At 36.6% G+C, this 18745-nt stretch carries 18 protein-coding genes; 4 read left to right on the top strand and 14 right to left on the bottom strand.

The features are described from left to right. Positions 1-798 precede the first annotated feature (798 nt). Together bsdcttw_RS12575 and bsdcttw_RS12570 are read right to left on the bottom strand one after the other, a co-directional pair. A complete protein-coding gene (locus tag bsdcttw_RS12575; RefSeq protein ID WP_185255217.1) occupies positions 799-1029 on the bottom strand; it encodes a hypothetical protein in 231 nt (76 codons plus the stop codon). Positions 1030-1593: 564 nt separating this feature from the next. Continuing rightward, positions 1594-3684, bottom strand: a complete 2091-nt coding sequence (locus bsdcttw_RS12570; protein WP_185255216.1) for an elongation factor G — start codon at positions 3682-3684, stop codon at positions 1594-1596. A gap of 372 nt (positions 3685-4056) precedes the next feature. Here bsdcttw_RS12570 and aroF point away from each other — a divergent pair, with 372 nt between their 5' ends. From aroF to aroA, 3 genes are all read left to right on the top strand, one after another. Next, positions 4057-5070, top strand: a complete 1014-nt coding sequence (gene aroF, locus bsdcttw_RS12565) for a 3-deoxy-7-phosphoheptulonate synthase (RefSeq protein ID WP_185255215.1) — start codon at positions 4057-4059, stop codon at positions 5068-5070. Positions 5071-5084: 14 nt separating this feature from the next. Then, positions 5085-6188, top strand: coding sequence for a prephenate dehydrogenase (locus bsdcttw_RS12560; RefSeq protein ID WP_185255214.1), 1104 nt, complete (start codon positions 5085-5087; stop codon positions 6186-6188). Positions 6189-6339: 151 nt separating this feature from the next. Next, the gene (aroA, locus tag bsdcttw_RS12555; RefSeq protein ID WP_185255213.1) at positions 6340-7641 is read left to right on the top strand and encodes a 3-phosphoshikimate 1-carboxyvinyltransferase; all 1302 of its coding nucleotides are present in this window, start codon (positions 6340-6342) and stop codon (positions 7639-7641) included. 90 nt (positions 7642-7731) lie between these two features. Here the strand turns inward: aroA and queA are convergent, their stop codons facing one another. The 3 genes from queA to bsdcttw_RS12540 form a co-directional block, all read right to left on the bottom strand. Continuing rightward, positions 7732-8790: a tRNA preQ1(34) S-adenosylmethionine ribosyltransferase-isomerase QueA gene (gene queA, locus bsdcttw_RS12550; RefSeq protein WP_185255212.1), complete on the bottom strand. Its 1059-nt coding sequence runs from the start codon at positions 8788-8790 to the stop codon at positions 7732-7734. Between the two features lie 101 nt (positions 8791-8891). Continuing rightward, positions 8892-9764 carry a tRNA 2-thiocytidine biosynthesis TtcA family protein gene (locus tag bsdcttw_RS12545; protein WP_185255211.1) on the bottom strand — a complete coding sequence of 291 codons (873 nt, stop codon included), beginning with the start codon at positions 9762-9764 and terminating at the stop codon, positions 8892-8894. 135 nt (positions 9765-9899) lie between these two features. Next, entirely contained in the window at positions 9900-11018 is a 1119-nt protein-coding gene (locus tag bsdcttw_RS12540; protein WP_185255210.1) for a cysteine desulfurase family protein, read from the bottom strand. Between the two features lie 193 nt (positions 11019-11211). Here bsdcttw_RS12540 and bsdcttw_RS12535 point away from each other — a divergent pair, with 193 nt between their 5' ends. Beyond that, positions 11212-11556, top strand: a complete 345-nt coding sequence (locus bsdcttw_RS12535) for a hypothetical protein (protein ID WP_185255209.1) — start codon at positions 11212-11214, stop codon at positions 11554-11556. 46 nt (positions 11557-11602) lie between these two features. On the opposite strand, the gene bsdcttw_RS12530 is transcribed toward bsdcttw_RS12535, so the two are convergent. From bsdcttw_RS12530 to bsdcttw_RS12490, 9 genes are all read right to left on the bottom strand, one after another. Further along, entirely contained in the window at positions 11603-12355 is a 753-nt protein-coding gene (locus tag bsdcttw_RS12530; protein ID WP_185255208.1) for a hypothetical protein, read from the bottom strand. A 27-nt stretch (positions 12356-12382) separates the two neighbouring features. Further along, complete coding sequence (locus tag bsdcttw_RS12525) at positions 12383-13072, bottom strand: ABC transporter ATP-binding protein (protein WP_185255207.1); 690 nt, start codon at positions 13070-13072, stop codon at positions 12383-12385. Between the two features lie 19 nt (positions 13073-13091). Beyond that, positions 13092-13466, bottom strand: a complete 375-nt coding sequence (locus tag bsdcttw_RS12520) for a GntR family transcriptional regulator (RefSeq protein ID WP_185255206.1) — start codon at positions 13464-13466, stop codon at positions 13092-13094. A 199-nt stretch (positions 13467-13665) separates the two neighbouring features. Beyond that, positions 13666-14211, bottom strand: a complete 546-nt coding sequence (locus bsdcttw_RS12515; protein ID WP_225903644.1) for a Fur family transcriptional regulator — start codon at positions 14209-14211, stop codon at positions 13666-13668. 102 nt (positions 14212-14313) lie between these two features. Continuing rightward, on the bottom strand, positions 14314-14460 hold the full coding sequence (locus bsdcttw_RS12510) for a FeoB-associated Cys-rich membrane protein (RefSeq protein WP_185255205.1): 147 nt from the start codon (positions 14458-14460) through the stop codon (positions 14314-14316). Between the two features lie 73 nt (positions 14461-14533). Further along, positions 14534-16684, bottom strand: coding sequence for a ferrous iron transport protein B (gene feoB / locus bsdcttw_RS12505; protein ID WP_185255204.1), 2151 nt, complete (start codon positions 16682-16684; stop codon positions 14534-14536). A 27-nt stretch (positions 16685-16711) separates the two neighbouring features. Continuing rightward, the gene (locus bsdcttw_RS12500) at positions 16712-16936 is read right to left on the bottom strand and encodes a FeoA family protein (RefSeq protein WP_185255203.1); all 225 of its coding nucleotides are present in this window, start codon (positions 16934-16936) and stop codon (positions 16712-16714) included. A 47-nt stretch (positions 16937-16983) separates the two neighbouring features. Continuing rightward, the gene (locus tag bsdcttw_RS12495; protein ID WP_185255202.1) at positions 16984-17196 is read right to left on the bottom strand and encodes a FeoA family protein; all 213 of its coding nucleotides are present in this window, start codon (positions 17194-17196) and stop codon (positions 16984-16986) included. Positions 17197-17323: 127 nt separating this feature from the next. Beyond that, the gene (locus bsdcttw_RS12490; protein ID WP_185255201.1) at positions 17324-18649 is read right to left on the bottom strand and encodes an ATP-binding protein; all 1326 of its coding nucleotides are present in this window, start codon (positions 18647-18649) and stop codon (positions 17324-17326) included. Positions 18650-18745 lie beyond the last annotated feature (96 nt).

Below are 18745 nucleotides of genomic sequence, written 5' to 3'. Positions count from 1 at the left end.
TAAATACATGGCTGAAATGTTACTGAATAGAAATTAAGGATACAAGAATCATCTGAGATTAAAGGACATAGCAGAACATAACTGTTTAAAACAGCAGACCTGACTTGGCAGTAATCTGTATGATACCTGTCGTCATCCTGCTTTACGCACCCAGGGCATAAAGGGAGTTTATATGACAAATCTCTCTTTAGTCCTCCTTTCATTATAATTCTATAATAAATATGCCAGAAAGGCAATAAAAAACAGTTAATTTATATGATTATTTTAATTGTACGAGATACATATTAAATATCAGATATTGCTTGTATAGTAGATTAGATACTCAAATATAATATTGTAATTTAATATATTTACTATTTTTAGTAATCATATTACTTAAAAAATCTGTAAAGAACGTAATTGATTATTATATCTTCTATCATTTGAATAATAAGAATGTTACTGGTACATTTTTTCTTTTTTTATATTTATAAAATTATGAAGTATAAGTATATCCATATATGTAAATAAATGAATACCCAATCATTCCAGTAATTTTGCGCGCTTCTCATATTAAAGGTTTTGTATTATTAAGGTATCGGTATATAATTATTTATAAAAAACTGTTTTGGTTACTTACTTCGTTAATATACCCCTCATAATCATAATACAAAAGATTCTTAGCCACACTTTCTTCTTTTATAAAATCACCTATTGGAATTAATATGGGAACAATAATTTCTTCTCCCGATTTTATTTGTTTTTTATTTACTAACGCTTCAACTTTATATTTATTTTCTGTATAGCCATTTCCATCTTTTAACGGATAGTTAAAAAAAGCTTATTACTATAAATTTTGAATTTACTATTGTTTTTTATTTTTACAGTAATAAGGTCTCCTTTATCTGAGGATTTAACTTCTTGTATGCTAAAATTTATATTATCAATTACATTTTTATAATCTTTGGTTTTTAGTTCATGGTTATTATTAAAAATTATCAAAATAATGATTATTAAAACAGATATAACCCCAATAATTATTTTTTTCATTTAGCTCCTCCTAATAACTCTTCTTATCTAGATATTCTTTGGTTCAAAATAACAAGTAAATCATTATTTAAATCTGAATGACATTGTTTTTATTAAGTCCATATAGTAGGAGTCCCATTATAATGAGTTTCTAGTACATCTACACCGGTTCCCTCATTGTTAGCGACAAATATACCGGATCTGCCAGAACTATAAACCAAACTCTGATAATAATAGCCTGCTGAACTGAATTGTATCCATGAGAAAAAGTCTTCAAACGAAATCCATTTTGTCCATAAATATCAATGATACCTGTTTTTTCTGTTGTATAAGTCTCCCCTTGTATGTTCGAATGAAGTAAAGTGATTTATTTTAGCATATAATTTCCAATTTGTATACTAGCAGTAGTCATATTTATAATATCAGTTAAAACTATTTACTGCCAGAAATACCTGTTCCTGAACTAATTTAAAACCATGCATAAATTGGGAAAGTCCCTCTATATGCATGGTTTTAATTTGTCAGGATTTATATATACACATTCTCAAAACCTTAAGTAACCACTAATTAATTTTTGACTAGGGATTATTCTCCAGCGGCAATTAGTTCCTTTTCATTTTCATCAATAACCTTTTGCTGAACATCACTGGGAGCTTGCTCATAACGATTGAATTCATAGGAGAATTCTCCAGAGCCTCCTGTCATGGAACGCAGGTCCGTTGAATAGCCATAAAGTTCTGATAATGGAATATCTGCTGTTATTTCCTGCTTTCCTCCCTGTAAGGGGTTCATACCAAGAACCCTGCCTCTTCGTTTATTTAAATCACCCATAATATCACCGGTATACTTATCAGGTACCAAAACTTTAAGAGTTGCAATTGGCTCTAACAGTACCGGAGATATGGCCATAAAGCCCTGTTTAAAGGCTTGAATGGTAGCCATCTTAAATGCCATTTCCGAAGAGTCTACCGGATGGTAAGAACCATCTACAAGAGTAGCCTTTAACCCTACTACCGGATAGCCTGCTAAAGGTCCTTTTAACACGGATTCTGCAATTCCTTTTTCTACCGCAGGGAAATAGTTTTTAGGAACAGAGCCACCGAATACCTTTTCCTCAAATACATAGGCTTCTTCCATATTGCCGGAGGGCTCAAATTCAATGTGTACATCCCCATACTGACCGTGTCCGCCTGATTGCTTCTTGTATTTACCCTGAACCTTTATCTTCTTTCTTATGGTTTCCCTGTAAGGAACTTTGGGTTTCATTATTTCAATTTCAACTTTATATTTATTTAAGAGTTTGGATACAACAATTTCAAGCTGTTGGTCACCGATACCATAAAGAAGGGATTGATGGTTTTCCTTATCATTGACAACTTTTAGGGTAAGATCCTCATCCATTAATTTCGCAAGTGCTTGGGATACCTTATCATCATCCCCTTTGTTCTTGGTCTTAAATCTCTGTGAGGTATAGGGAATCGGCATAACAGGTCTGTCGTAAGAAACCGGGAAAGCTTTGGTAGAGAGGGTATCACCGGTAAAGGTATCACTTAATTTTCCGATGGCGCCGATATCTCCGGCATGAAGTTCATTAACTTCAATCTGCTCTTTGCCTCTTAAGATGTAAAGACGGGATATTTTTTCTTCTGTATCCCTGTCTATATTGGCAATTACCGAATCTGATTTTAAAATGCCGGAGCATACTTTAATCAAAGAAAACTTACCGATAAAGGGATCTGCGATAGTCTTAAATACTCTGGCAGACATCGGTAAATCTTCTCTGTAATCCGCTTGAAATACTTCACCTTTCTTTAAAGCGGTACCTCTGCATTCACGCTTCGTAGGTGCCGGAAAATATTTTTCAATAGCTTGTAACAGCATAGCCGGCCCCTGTGCATATAAACCGGAACCCATTAATACAGGCACCACATTTCCACTTATAACATTTTCTCTTAAAGCAGCAGAAATCTCATCCTGTGTAAATTCTTCCCCTGCAAAGTACTTTTCCATATATTCTTCACTGGTTTCTGCCACTGAATCAAGTAATGTCTCTCTAAATTTATTTAAATTCTCCATAGAATAATCCGGAATTTCACATTCTTCATATTGGCCCATGGAGGTGAATCTTCTTCCTGCCATTTTAACAACATTGACAAAGCCTACAAATTTTTCGTTCTCTCTGATCGGTATATGAAAAGGAGCTATTCTTTTACCGTAATGCTCTGTTAAATCCTCTACGACTTGCCGATAACTGGCATTATCATCATCCATATCTGTTACAAAAAACATTCTGGGAAGATTATATTTTTCACAATAATCCCATGCCTTCATTGTTCCTACTTCTACACCTGACTTTGCAGCTATTACAATTACGGCTGCATCTGCAGCGTTAAGTGCTTCTTCTACTTCTCCTACAAAATCAAAATAACCGGGGGTATCCAAGATATTTATCTTAGTGTCCTCATAAACAATGGGGATAAGAGAAGTGCTGATAGAGAATAGGCGTTTCGCTTCTTCCTTATCATAATCACTAATGGTATTACCTTCTTCTACTTTTCCCTGCCGCTTTGTAATTCCTGCTGAAAACGCCATAGCCTCTGCGAGAGTTGTTTTCCCGCAGCCACCATGGCCTAACAAAACCACGTTACGAATCTTTTCCGAAGTGTAAATATTCATTCTTTTTTCCTCCATTGCTTTATTTTGTGTAACTGTAATTATAGTTATATTTTACTAAAACTAGTCTGAATTTACAACTACTTTATATGTATTTGACACATTATTTTGTCCATTACATTTTTATATCAGCACATTATATACTATTTCTTGTTTATACTGCCATTTATACTTTAATTCTACAAATAGTTAGAAATATATAATTCAAGCTTTAAAGCGTTGCGCTTTAAAGTGTAACGCTTTAAAGATATACAGTATTGACATAAAATCATATCAGGGGTACAATATATCTAATGCAACGAAATAGAATCTTACGAAGTAATTACTGGTAAGTTAATTCCAAAAATATTGAAATGAATGTGGAGGCACTATTTTATGATAATCGTTATGAAACCCAATGCAAAACAGGAGTCTATAGACAGAATCATCCGTATCATTGAAGAGAAGGGTCTAACACCCCATCTGTCAGCCGGCAATGAAGTTACCATTATTGGTGTTGTAGGTGATAAGTCAAGACTACAGGATCAAAATCTTGAAATAGCAGAAGATGTTGATAAAATTGTCCCTGTGACTGAAAGTTATAAGCTAGCTAATAAAAAATTTCATCCGGAACCTACAGTGGTTAAAGTAGGAAATGCTAATATAGGAGGGGATGAGTTAGTCATAATGTCCGGACCCTGTGCGGTAGAGAGCAGGGAACAGCTTTTTGAAACTGCTCGTGCAATCAAAAAAGCAGGTGCACAAATACTTCGCGGCGGTGCTTACAAGCCCCGTACTTCCCCCTATGCTTTCCAGGGGCTGGAAGAAGAAGGCCTTCAGTTCATGAAGGAAGCCAGAGAAGAAACCGGTCTGGCAGTCGTTTGCGAAGTTACAAGTCTTGCTGCTATTGAAGCAGCTGTAAAATATGTTGATATGCTCCAGATTGGTGCCAGGAATATGCAGAATTTCTACTTACTAAAAGAAGCAGGTAAAACAGGACTACCTGTACTGCTAAAGAGAGGCCTTTCCGCTACCATTGATGAATGGCTCAATGCGGCAGAATATATTATTGCAGAAGGAAATCCAAATGTGGTATTATGTGAAAGAGGTATCAGAACCTTTGAAACAGCCACAAGAAATACCTTGGATATCAGTGCAGTACCTGTGATTAAATCTAAGAGCCATCTTCCTATTATTGTTGATCCCAGTCATGCCAGCGGTGTCAGAAGTTATGTTAAACCGCTTTCCATGAGTGCGGTTGCTGTCGGAGCTGACGGACTTATGGTTGAGACTCACCCCAACCCTTCAATTGCATTATCTGATGGTCCCCAGTCTCTTACTTTCCCTCAATTTGAAGAACTGTGTGGGGAATTACGTCCCCTTGCAGCGTTGATGGGCAAAAAATTCTAATAAGGGAGATTCTTATGAACGACTTGGTTGTTGGCTTTATCGGCTTTGGATTGATAGGCGGTTCTCTCGCACATGCTTTACGGGAGCAGAATCCAAAGCATACTTTAATCGCCTACTACTACAATAAAAATAAAGCGAATACTGAACTTTCAAGAGCTGTTCAGGACGGTGTGCTAAATGATATTGTTTATGACTTACAAGAGCTTCAGGAATGTAATATGTTGTTTCTTTGTGCGCCTGTCCTGTCCAATATCTCCTATTTGTCAAAATTAAAAGATGTTGTAAAAGCAGACTGTATCATAACCGATGTAGGAAGTGTAAAAGGTAATATTTGCAGGGAAGCTGTATCTTTAGGCCTTGGAAACCAATTTATCGGAGGTCATCCAATGGCCGGTTCAGAAAAGACAGGTTACAGTAATTCCTACAGCAGGCTTTTGGAAAATGCTTATTACATACTTACACCAACAAAAGAAACAGATAGTAACATTACGGAGTATCTCTACAAGCTTATTAAAGGTTTGGGTTCCATACCGGTTATCTTAGAGCCTTCCGAACATGATGATATCACAGCTGCAATAAGCCATGTCCCGCATATCATAGCTTCTTCTCTTGTTGGTATGGTAAAAAACACAGATCACGAAGATAAGATGAAGATGCTGGCAGCCGGTGGATTTAAGGATATAACAAGAATTGCTTCTTCCTCACCTGTCATGTGGCAGAATATCTGTTTAACAAATACAGATAGTATTCTGCATTTTCTTGAGTATTACATTGATTCACTAAAAGAGATAACAGACTCCTTAAGGGATAGTAAAGAAGAAACTATTCTTGAGTTTTTTCAGAGTGCCGGAGAATACAGGGATTCAATTCCCAATACCTCAGCAGGACTATTAAACAAAGTATTTGAGCTCTATCTTGATATCAATGATGAGGCAGGTGCTATTGCGACTGTTGCAACGCTTTTGGCAGGCCATCAATTAAGCATAAAAAACATCGGTATCATTCATAACAGAGAATTTGAGGAAGGCGTTTTGCGTATAGAATTCTATCAGCAGGACTCCTGTAATGCGGCGGCCTTACTCTTAAGACAAAATCATTATACAGTCTATGAAAGATAAGTGATTTACAATATTATGATTTACAATTTAGGAAAAGCAGTTACTGCTTTTCCTTTCAATATGTTATAAAGCCGCAATTTGTGTTGTGCTAAGATTACCTGCACTGATGCAGAAAGCTGTTTTTCAACAAGAGATTCGAAAGGAGTTTGTAATGATTTTAAAACGTGCTCATAATTTAAAAGGAACTTTTCAGGTTCCAGGGGATAAATCCATCTCTCACCGCAGCGTCATGTTCGGTGCTCTTGCCATGGGTACCACTCAGATTACGAATTTTCTAGAAGGAGCGGATTGTCTTTCCACTATTAGCTGTTTTCGCAGTATGGGTATCCAGATCGAACATACTCCCGGACTTACAAATGTTTTGATACACGGAAAAGGACTTCATGGTCTGAAAAAACCGGAAGGAATCCTAGATGTTGGCAATAGCGGAACTACAATGAGGCTGATGTCAGGAATCTTAAGCGGGCAGTCCTTTGAAAGTACTATGAACGGTGATAGTTCTATTCAGAAACGCCCTATGGGAAGAGTAATAGACCCCCTTAGCCAGATGGGAGCTGTAATTCATAGTATTCCGGGCGGAGGGCTTGCTCCTCTTACCATATCTCCTGCCAAAGGTGGACTCCATGGCATTAATTATTTATCAAGGGTTGCTTCTGCCCAGGTGAAATCCGCAATATTATTAGCAGGATTATATGCTGATTCAAAGACCAGTGTAACTGAACCTTATGTATCAAGAAATCATACAGAAATCATGTTAAAGCGTATGGGGGCTGATATCAGATCAGAAAGTACCACGGTTACCATCTTGCCGGGTGCCAAACTTACAGGGGATACTATTGAAGTTCCCGGAGATATCTCTTCTGCCGCCTATTTTATCGCTGCCGGACTTTTGGTACCGGGTTCTGAAATACTCATAGAGAATGTTGGTATTAATTCAACCAGGGATGGAATTCTTCGTGTTATTAAAGCAATGGGAGCAGATTTTGAAATATTAAATATCAGAAATACCGACTCTGAGACCGCCGGTGATATTCTTATCCGCTATAGCGAGTTAAAGGCTGTTGAGATTGGAGGAGATTTGATTCCTACTCTAATTGATGAAATTCCTGTCATTGCGGTTATGGCTTGCTTTGCAAAAGGCACTACTGTCATTAAAGACGCTTCCGAATTAAAGGTCAAGGAATCCAACCGCATAGATGTAATGGTGAAAAACCTCTCCATAATGGGGGCAGATATTACTGCTACTGAAGATGGTATGATAATAACCGGTGGAAAGCCTTTAACGGGAGCAACCATCGATAGTATGGAGGACCACCGTATTGCGATGTCCTTTGCAATAGCCGGACTTCTCTCTGATGGGGAAACTACTATAAAAAACGCCATTTGTGTAAATATTTCATACCCTAACTTCTATAAAGATCTTGAAAGGCTTGGAGCTTTCAAGAATAATTAAACATCTATTTTTATTATTTCAGGATATATATAGGGCTGTTGCATTGTGCGATAAAATGCAACAGCCCTAATTTTATATATTATATCCAAATTACATAATTAACATGGCATCTCCAAAGCTAAAGAAACGATAGCGCTCCTGAACTGCCTCTTTATATGCTGCCATAATATTATCTCTTCCGGCAAGTGCTGAAACTAACATCATAAGAGTGGATTCCGGCAGATGGAAATTTGTTATTAAAGCATCCAGGACTTTGAATTTGTACCCCGGATATATGAAGATTGATGTATCACCGCTTCCGGGATGTACAACTCCCTCCTCATCTGCGGCAGATTCCACCGTACGGCAGCTAGTAGTACCAACACATATAACTCTTCCGCCATTTCTCCTGGTATTATTAATGAGTTCCGCAGCTTCTGATGAAACCTGGTAGAACTCTGTATGCATATGATGCTCCAGTACGTTTTCTACTTTTACAGGACGGAAAGTGCCAAGCCCTACATGAAGAGTGACATTGACTATGGGAATTCCCATTGCTTCAATCTGTGCAAGAAGTTCCTTTGTAAAATGCAGTCCGGCTGTAGGCGCGGCTGCAGAACCTTCTTCTTTCGCATAGACTGTTTGATATCTGTTTTTATCTGCAAGCTCATGGGTAATATACGGCGGCAGAGGCATCTCTCCAAGCTGGTCTAAAATCTCTTCAAAAATCCCTTTATAATGGAACTGTACCAAACGGTTACCGTCTTCTAGTTGATCAACAATTTCTGCCGTCAGAAGACCATTCCCGAAGTTGATCTTAGTTCCTGTTCTTGCTTTTTTACCTGGTTTTACAAGAGTTTCCCAGATATCATTATCTCGGCGTTTTAATAAAAGAAGTTCAATTTTAGCGCCATGAGTATCCTTATCTCCTCCCAGTATATCTTTATCATGGATTTTCTCTCCAAGAAGTCTTGCTGGGATTACTTTTGTATTATTAATAACCAGGCAATCACCGGGTTTAAGATATTCCGTAATCTCTTTAAATATTCTATGTGTAACTTCACCGTTCTCTTTGTTAAGAACCATCAGTCTTGAACTGGAACGGTCTTCCAAAGGGTCCTGTGCAATTAATTCTTCCGGTAAATCATAATTAAAATCTTCTGTCTTCAAAGCAAACCTCCTAAATAATCCTTACCAGAAAGTTTCCCTTTCCGGTAACATCTGTATTATAATAACTAAGATAGTACCTTCCTACCATTTAGTCCTGAACCTTAGTCCTCTTCTGTTATGGTGTTCATTGTGACTCTGTCATCATAATCATCTAAAAAGCTGTGCTCTACCTGACCTTTTTGATAACCGATCATTGTATCAAGGTTTACGTTATGGATACTTCTAAAAATATTCATATCGATTACGCTGCTTGTCTGACGAAATTTCTTAACTAGTTCTTTCATCTCCTGACGCTTGGAACCCATACCATTATCCCCAAGCATACAATTCTCTGTAAGACGGCAGGCACATTGTATAAAGGTGAGGTTATTATACTTCTTCCATGCCAGTATATCGGCTTCCTTAACCATATACAGTGGACGAATGAGTTCCATGCCCTCATGATTGGTACTGTGAAGCTTTGGCATCATTCCTTTCATCTGACCGCTGTATAACATACTCATAAGCACTGTTTCGATTACATCGTCAAAATGATGACCAAGAGCAATTTTGTTACAGCCTAATTCCTTCGCATGCTTATAGAGATAGCCTCTTCTCATCTTGGCACAGAGATAACAGGGAGAATCGGGAACAGAAGCTACAACTTCGAATATATTACTGTTAAATACTTCAATAGGAATATTGAGATATTCTGCATTATCCAGAATTATTTGCTTGTTATAAGGATTGTAACCCGGATCCATTACCATAAAAACAAGGTCAAAGTGAACCTTGCCATGTTTTTTCAACTCCTGCATGCATTTTGCCAGGAGCATGGAATCTTTTCCGCCGGAAATACATACTGCTATTTTATCACCCTCTTTGATTAACTCATAATCATTCACTGCAGTTATGAACTTCCGCCATATCTCCTTACGAAATCTTTTAATAATACTTCTTTCTATTTCTACATGTTTTTCTATTTGCTTTTCCATATAAACCTCTTTTCTAAATATTTAATCTTCGCGAATTAAACAATCAGACCGCGTTGTGTTCTTTCTGAACTTCCTGTCTTTATGCCCGTAAAAATTAAATACCTTATCTCAGTTACTAATAAAGTTCTGAAAATGTTAGGAATTCTTTAATATAGCATCTTCAAAAACCTCAAGAAAGCTCTCTATCTCTTCTATCGTTGTTAAATGACTCAAACTGATACGCAAAGTTGCAAGTGAAAGCTTTTTATCCTTTGTCATGGCATAGACCGGTTTTGAGACAGTGTTCACCGCACAACAAGCTGATTTTGTTGCAACGCAAATCCCTTTCTCATCGAGTACAGCCTGTAAGGCATTGGTATTTACTCCTTTTAAACTCAGATTCAAAATATAAGGAGAACCTTCCAGTGGAGTATGAATAATTATGTTTTTATTCTTCGCTAATGCTCTTCGAATCATTAAATTCTTATTCTTAACCAGCTCGTAGAATTCACTCAGATGCTCCGTTGTATACTTAACTGCACTTTCTAAGGAAATACACAGAGCCAGGGCAGGTGTACCGCTTCGAAAGCTTGTAGTACTGATGCCGCCATGTATTAAGGGTTCCAGCATAATGTTTTCTTTTTTTAATAAAGCACCGCAGCCGGTTAAACCATATATTTTATGTCCTGATATAGTCATAAGGTCCATATTATCAAAGGCAACAGGTATTTTACCTACCGCCTGGGTTGCGTCTACATGAAAAAAGCAGTGTGGCATTGTCTTTACCAGCTCATAGATCCTATCAATAGGCTGAATTATTCCAATTTCACTATCTACGAGTGCTGTAGATACTAATATAGTATCTTCCCGCAGCAGCTCTTTTAAATGTTCTAAATCAATTATACCATCTTTTGTAACATTTACAAAATCTACTTCGTAACCTTCATTTTTAAGAGCAGCCACCGTACCTGTCACAGAAGCATGTTCTAAAAAGGATGTAATAATGTGTTTTCCATATCTTTGATAATTTTTTGCAATACCCTTTATTGCTAAATTATTTGATTCACTGGCACCGGAGGTATAAATAATTTCATTTGTCTTAGCATGAAGGATATGTCCTATATTCTCAGAGGCCTTCTCCAGTCTTTTTTTCGCCAGGACACCGGGAGTATGGGGGGAGTTCGGATTACCGATAAACTCTTTTGCCGCTATTTGAAACGCTTCTAATACCTCTTCACATACCGGTGTGTGTGCAGCATAATCTAAATATATCATTAAAAAGTACCATACCCTTTCCAATATCTAAAACTTCATTCATAACGTACGAAGTTTATCATACTGATACCTGTTGATTTTGTCAATACTATTGTCATTATAATCAATAGCTCCCCCAATTTCATACTTTCTTTATAATAATTTACAAAAAATTAATTAACCTATTGCATTATTTTAAAAAGCATAGTATATTATGAAGAAAAAAGGCGAAAGGGCAGTTATTATGAATTTAATAAACAACCATAATGAATTTGATAGTTCTAAGACGGAATCTGATTTAATGAAAGAAGTCATCTTTAAACTATGTATTGGTGAAATTCCCTTCACTTCCGCTGCAAAACCAGTAACCCTGGATTATAAAGACAGAGAAATCCTTCTTTTGTCGAAAGGTGCGAAAGTTGGTAGTATTCCCTTTGAGATTATATACTTTGATATAAAGAGAAAGCAACTGGAAGTTAAAGATTACCATAAGGCTATTTTAAGTCTTATCGAAGAAGAAATAAATAAGATATCTTCTGAAAATGCAATTATTGTTTAAGCAAAAAAAAATTCCCTTTAAGGGAATTTTTTTTTGCTTTATTTACTTAAACACTAACCTTTTTATCAAGCATCCAAGCTGTAACAAGATAGGTAACTGCTGTTATTACCGCATATAATACGATGTTTAAAATTAAGGTACCGGAGGCACTTAAGGTTAAGCTTGGAATGTTCATTATCAGATTAACACCTTTGCTGAAGATGTACTCCAATAAGATAAAGATAAGAAAGCTTATTATTGCCTTTCCCTTCTTTTCAGCAAGGAACGTGGTACTTAAGGTAATAGAAAGATAGGCAAGGGTTATTACACTGATCCAGGATATTAATAAAGCCAGTACGACAAGGATTAAAAGTTTACCGTCGATTTCAACATGGAATTGCATATTTACAAAACTTGTAATCAATTCTTTGATCTGTTTAATGGAAGCATATCTTGCCAGCATGGCAGCCCCGTCAATACCAAAGATTAAGGCAAATACGACACCTGATAAGATTATTTGAACACCAGAGCTTAATACTTTAGCTCCTACAATGGTATAAGGTGTATTCGGTGTTAAAAAGAGCATATAGCTTTGTTTTTGCTTTAAGTCATTGTAATAAGTGATAATTGATTCGAAAGCTATAAAAAACATAGCTCCAAAGGTAAACATGGTGAGAAGTCCCATGGCAAGACCAATGGTATTGTGTCTGTTAAGAACTAAGCCTGTAAAAAACATTAACTCCCCAAGAAGTGTTATGACAAGTATTATAAGCTTCGAAAAAGCTTGCTTTCTCAATTCATATTTCATTAATTTTAACATGTAAATCTCCTCCTTAACCTCTCTATACTACGCATAAATCTCTTTATACAATTCAACCATAGACTTTCCATGAGTTTCTCTGAGCTCCTCTGAATGCCCTTCTAAAACAACACTGCCATTTTTCATAAAAACTGCGAAATCTACTACTTTTTCAAGTTCATCCACTAAATGGCTGGAGATTAGAATAGTATTTTCCTCTCCTGCTGTTTCTAAGATTGTGGTCATAACTCTTTCTCTTGAAATAATATCTATTCCGTTCAGTGGTTCATCTAACATATAAAGCTCTGATTTACGGGCAAGAGTAGCTGCTATTTTAAGTTTCGCAGCAAGTCCGGAGGATAAAGCCTTAGCATGGTCTTTCTTGTTAAGCTCCATTCTCACAAGAAGCTCTTCGTATCTTTTACGATCAAAATCTTCGAAGAAGTCTTCGTAATATTTACCTACATCATCAATTGTCATGTAATTATAGAAAAAGGGTTCTGTAGACATATAGGCAACCTTCTTCTTTGATTCCACTCCGATAGGATTTCCGCAGAAAGTTATACTTCCGCTATTCGGTTTAACAAGACCTGCAGCAATCTTCATAAATGTAGTTTTACCGCTGCCATTCGGCCCTAAAAGTGCGTATATCTTTCCCCGTTCTATGTTCAATGACAGATTATCTACTGCTGTCTTTGACATATATTTTTTAACAACTCCATTACATTCCAATAACATTTTGTTCCCTCCTATTATTTTAATTATTTGTTTCTTTGAATTCCAGATACTTCTCTTCAAGCATTGCTAATATTTCAGCTTTTTGTATTCCTAACTTATCCATGCCTGATATAAACTGTTCCAGTAAATCATTTGCCATGTCTTTTCGAATCTGATCTACTCTCGCACCATCTTCTGTAACAAAGGTGCCCAACCCTCTCTTTGTAAAGCATATAGCCTGTGCTTCCAATTCTTTGTATATCCGACTGGCAGTATTAGGGTTGATTTTATATTTTAGTGCTAAATCTCTGCCCGAAGGCATCTTTTCGCCCAAGCCCAATTTTCCGGTTATGATATCTTTCTCAATATCTTGTATAACCTGAATATAGATTGGAATATTATTATCGAATTCCATAGATACCTCTTTTCTATTTATCCGGCTTATATTATATTTGCTCGAAAATATCCAGAGTTATATGTTATCTCTGACCAAGAAGCAAATATGTTACTAGTGAACTAAGTTAATAGTACACTATAAAAATATAAATGTCAATAGGTTTTTAAAATAAAAAAAGCTGTTTATCACAGCTTTTTTTCCCAAAAGGATATTTCAATCAGGCTAATTTATCACGTTTTTTACAATGATATTTACAGGAGGTGTTTTGGCAGCCGCAGCTTGCAAAAAGCTCCTCATCGCAATACTCATCCTCATCCTCATTTTTATGATTCTTAATCAATACAGTAATATTATCAATATCCGTTATCCCTTGCGCTGCAAGAGTTTTTTGCAGTTCATTAAACCACAGGCCTTTTTTTACTTTTACAGTTTTATCTGTTTCCTCATCTATAAAAAGAACTTGTTCTTCTTTTAAATTCAAGTTTTTATAATCTATTTGATAGAGATTCTTTCGGTTAATGACCCCCAGATCCTCCAAAGTTTTAACCATTCGATAGACTGTTGCAATCCCTACTGTCGGGTCTTTTTTTACTGCTTTGTAATATATTTCTTTACAACTGGAACATTCATCTTCTAATATAACTTCAATTAACAATCGCCTTTGTTCTGTAATACGGAACTTTTTCTTTCGAAGTTGGTTAATTATAAGTTCCTTTTTATGAAATTTAGCCAATACTGCCTCTTTTTCCATTGCCACATTCATAATCATTCCTCCATTTCTGTGCACATTGGGGGATTACCTTATGTTTTTGGTTATCAGATTAGCCGGCAAAAGGCTATAAGAGCTTCTTGCCGGCTAATTTATTTACTTTTTACAGGAGGCTTCTGCATTACTGCAGCCAGCGCAGCCACAGCCGCAGCCAGCACCTTCCTTTTTTGCTCTAATCGTTTTGTAGGCGGAAAATCCAATACCACCGAAAACGATGGCTCCTACTATAATTGTTGCTAACATAAAACCTCTTTTCTGAGCAGTTTTTCGATGCTCTAAAACTTAACGATAAGGTCCTTAATACTACTACACTTGTTTATGCTGTTTTTCTGGTATCTATACGACTATCTTTCTTGTTGGAATTTACTTCGCTTGGTTTACGAACCAGAAGGTATAATAATAACAATACAAACAGGAACGCAACGGCTGTTCCAACATGAAAACCATTACCGGAGATCAAGCTTCCGATTTGGTATACTGAAGTTGCAATAATATATGCAAACACTGTCTGATATCCAACGGAGAAGAGAGTCCACTTTGCATTACCCATTTCACTTCGAACAGCACCAATTGCTGCAAAACAAGGAGCACAAAGTAAATTAAATATCAGGAAGCTGTATGCGGAAAGCTGTGTGAATTCACCTTGAAGATTTCTCCAGAATTCACCGCCATTATCTGCAACGTTAGCATAGCCATAGAGGATACCAAAAGTACCAACTACATTTTCCTTTGCAATTAACCCTGTTACTGTTGCTACAGCGGCTTTCCAGTTTCCCCATCCTAAAGGAATAAAGATAGGTGCAATTACCTTACCGATGGAAGCAAGAATGGAGTATTCTGTTTCTACCATTTGTAATTTCCAATTGAATGTACTTAAGAACCATACCAATACAGTTGCAAGAAGGATAACTGTGGTAGCTTTTCTGATAAATGCTTTGGAACGATCCCATACATGAATTAATATGCTCTTAATGCCGGGAAGGTGATAAGCAGGAAGTTCCATAATAAAGGGAGTAGCATCACCGGAGAACATTCTGGTTTTCTTTAATATAATACCGGATACTATAATTGCTGCCATACCAACAAAATAAGCAGAAGGTGCAACAAGTGTGGATCCTGGGAATAAAGCACCGGCTATCAAAGCAATAATGGGAAGCTTTGCGCTGCAGGGTATAAAGGTTGTTGTAATAATTGTCATTCTGCGGTCGTGCTCATTTTCAATGGTACGAGTTGCCATAATTCCGGGAACTCCGCAGCCTGTTCCGATAAGGATGGGAATAAAAGATTTGCCGGATAAACCAAACTTACGGAAAATACGGTCCATAATAAAGGCGATTCTTGCCATGTAACCGCAGTCTTCCAAAAATGCAAGGCAAAGGAAAAGTACCATCATCTGGGGCAGGAAGCCAAGAACTGCACCAACACCGGCTACAATACCGTCTAAGATTAGTGAATTCAGCCAGGCAGCAGTTCCGATATAGTCAAGAAAATTTCCTACTGCAGGGGGAATGATTTCACCGAATAGAACATCATTCACCCAATCCGTTGCCATACTGCCTACTGTTGAGATTGATATGTAATAAACAAGGAACATAACAACTGCAAAAATAGGCAGCGCAAGCCATCTGTTCGTAACAATGCTGTCAATTTTATCTGTTGCATTCCTCTTAGGACCGCTCTTTTTATGAACCGCTTTCTTTACTACTTTACTTATATATCCGTAACGTTCGTTTGTAATAATACTTTCACCGTCATCTTCAAGCTTGTCTTCACACTCTTTCACTATATCTGTGATAACTTTTAAAGCACCCTCATCAAGTGTAAGATCATTTAGAACTTTTTCATCCTGTTCAAAAAGCTTAATAGCCAGCCAACGTTCATTTATACTTGGAACTTTACCCTTAATAACTCCTTCAATCTTTGCAAGAGCTTCTTCAACATCCGCGGAGAATGTATGTTTTGGAGTAATGACGGTTTTAGCCTTTGCAAGTTCTACCGCTTTTTGAGCAACTTCTTTGGAACCGATTCCCTTTAAAGCAGAAGCCTCAATAATTTCGCAGCCTAAATCCTCTTTTAATTTCTGAATATCAATCGTATCTCCGTTTTTACGGACAACATCAATCATATTAAGAGCCATTACCAGCGGTATTCCAAGTTCAAGAAGCTGCGTACTTAAGTAGAGATTTCTTTCAATGTTAGATGCATCTATAATATTAATAATGGCATCTGGCCTTTCATTAATCAGATATCCTCTGGCAACCACTTCTTCCAATGTATAAGGAGATAATGAGTAGATTCCTGGTAAATCCTGAATAATTACATCCTTCTGCCCTCTGAGATTTCCTTCTTTCTTTTCAACAGTAACGCCAGGCCAATTGCCAACATATTGGGAACTTCCAGTCAAATCATTGAACATGGTAGTTTTACCACTATTAGGATTACCTGCTAAAGCAATTTTAACTTTCATTTTCAATATCCTCCCATGATGAGGCCTTTACCCCACACTTACTTCTATTTGCGCTGCCTCATCTTTTCTAAGGCTGAGTTCATATCCTCTTATATTGATTTCTATCGGATCCCCTAATGGTGCTACTTTTACTACCTTCAAGTCAACACCACGTGTTATTCCCATATCCATAATTCTGCGTTTCAACGGCCCTTTTTCGCCAATGCTAACTACTGTTGCGGCCTGACCCGGCTTTAAATCTCTTAAAGTCATATTTACCTCCATGTGATGCGCCTTAGCACATACTCATTTCATTAATACTATGCTACCATTATTTTAGATGCCAGGTTTTTATTGATGGCTATTCGAACACCTTTCACCATAATGATAAAACCGCTGTCATTCTCTGACAACAATTTAACACTCTCACCCTTAACAAAGCCTAAATCCTGCAAATGACGCTTCATATCATCTTTGCCTGTGAAATCTACAATTACTCTTGTCTCGCCTATCCCTGCAAATGCTAGTGACATATTCAACACTCCTTTTTCATTATGGGAACCATTATCATTTGATAATTATTATATGCCCATTCATTTTGCTTGTCAATGACTTATTGTACTCAATTGAAAATAAATATCATTATAGATTACGAAACGATTATTCTCTTTTACCAAGGAGGTAATTAATAAATTGCTGTGCTGTTCGGCCTGATCGTCCGCCGTGGCTCATCTCCCATATATTGGCCTGTTTTAAGAGTTCCTCTTCTGACAGATTAATGCCTTCTTGTTTTGCCGCAAGACCTTTTACAATCTCATAGAATTCTTTTTGTATAGGAGCAGAATAATTAATGGTGATACCAAAACGAGCAACCAGTGACAGCTTCTCTTGCATGGTATCACTCTTATGAAGCTCATCCTTTGATATATCAGAACGGTCACTCCAGGTCTCCCGAATAAGGTGTCTCCTATTAGAAGTAGCGTAGATAAGTACATTATCCGGCTTTGTTTCAAGTCCGCCTTCAATCACTGCTTTTAGATATTTATATTCAATTTCAAATTCTTCAAAGGAAAGATCATCCATATATATTATAAACTTATAATTTCGATTCTTAATTTCAGCAATAATACTTGATAAATATTGGAACTGATGTTTATAGATTTCAATGATTCGAAGTCCTGACTGATAATATTCATTAAGAATTGCCTTTATACTTGAAGATTTTCCAGTTCCGCTGTCTCCATAAAGAAGACAGTTATTTGCTTTTCTGCCATTTACAAAAGCCTCGGTGTTATCAATAAGCTTTTTCTTTTGCAGTTCATATCCGATAAGATCTGAGAGCAGTATTTCTTCCGTGTTCAGGATAGGAAGAACAAGGCACTCTCCCTCTTTTTCCTGAAGCCGAAAGGCTTTATTAAGCCCGAACTTGCCAACCCCAAAATCCTTATAGAAAGAGGTAACAATCCCAAGAAGTTTATCCTCTGTATCTGTCTCTGCAAGATGGCCGGAAAGGAGTCTTATCTTATCGCTAACATTTTTATTATATCTTTTTTCATTTTTCGTTACGGCTTTGTAGTTGGTGATAATTGAAAAACAATTTATTCCAAGCTTTTCTTCTATTTCAGTAAAGTCATACTCTGAAATTGCTTTAAGAAGTTTCATATCGGAAATCGCAAAATTATTAACTGACCCATCAAGCATTCCTTTTTTTTCACAACTGATGCTGAAAGGATTCTCGCTTACAGCAATAAGGTAAGCAATATAGTTCTTCCAGAGATTATTATCAAAACCATATTCAGTTGCCAAGACCATTAGTTTGTTAATCTGTTCATAAATTTCTGTTATATATATTTCTTTTGAAGAACTTTCAGGTATAAGAACAGGAAATTCCTCATATAAAGTTCTGATAATTTCCGATAAAGAATAGAGAATCTCACTATCCTTTGTCTTTCTGTAAATAATAAGCTTTGATACATATTGATACATCTCTTATCCTCCTTGTGTTATGATATCATTTGCATAGGGCAAATAAAGGCTGTCGCACATTGCAATGCAACAGCCTTATAATACTTCATTATACTA

The organism is Anaerocolumna chitinilytica (genome assembly GCF_014218355.1).
GTDB lineage: Bacteria > Bacillota > Clostridia > Lachnospirales > Lachnospiraceae > Anaerocolumna > Anaerocolumna chitinilytica.
The sequence above is the reverse complement of the archived record's forward strand: the minus strand, read 5'-3'. Positions and strand labels throughout refer to the sequence as shown.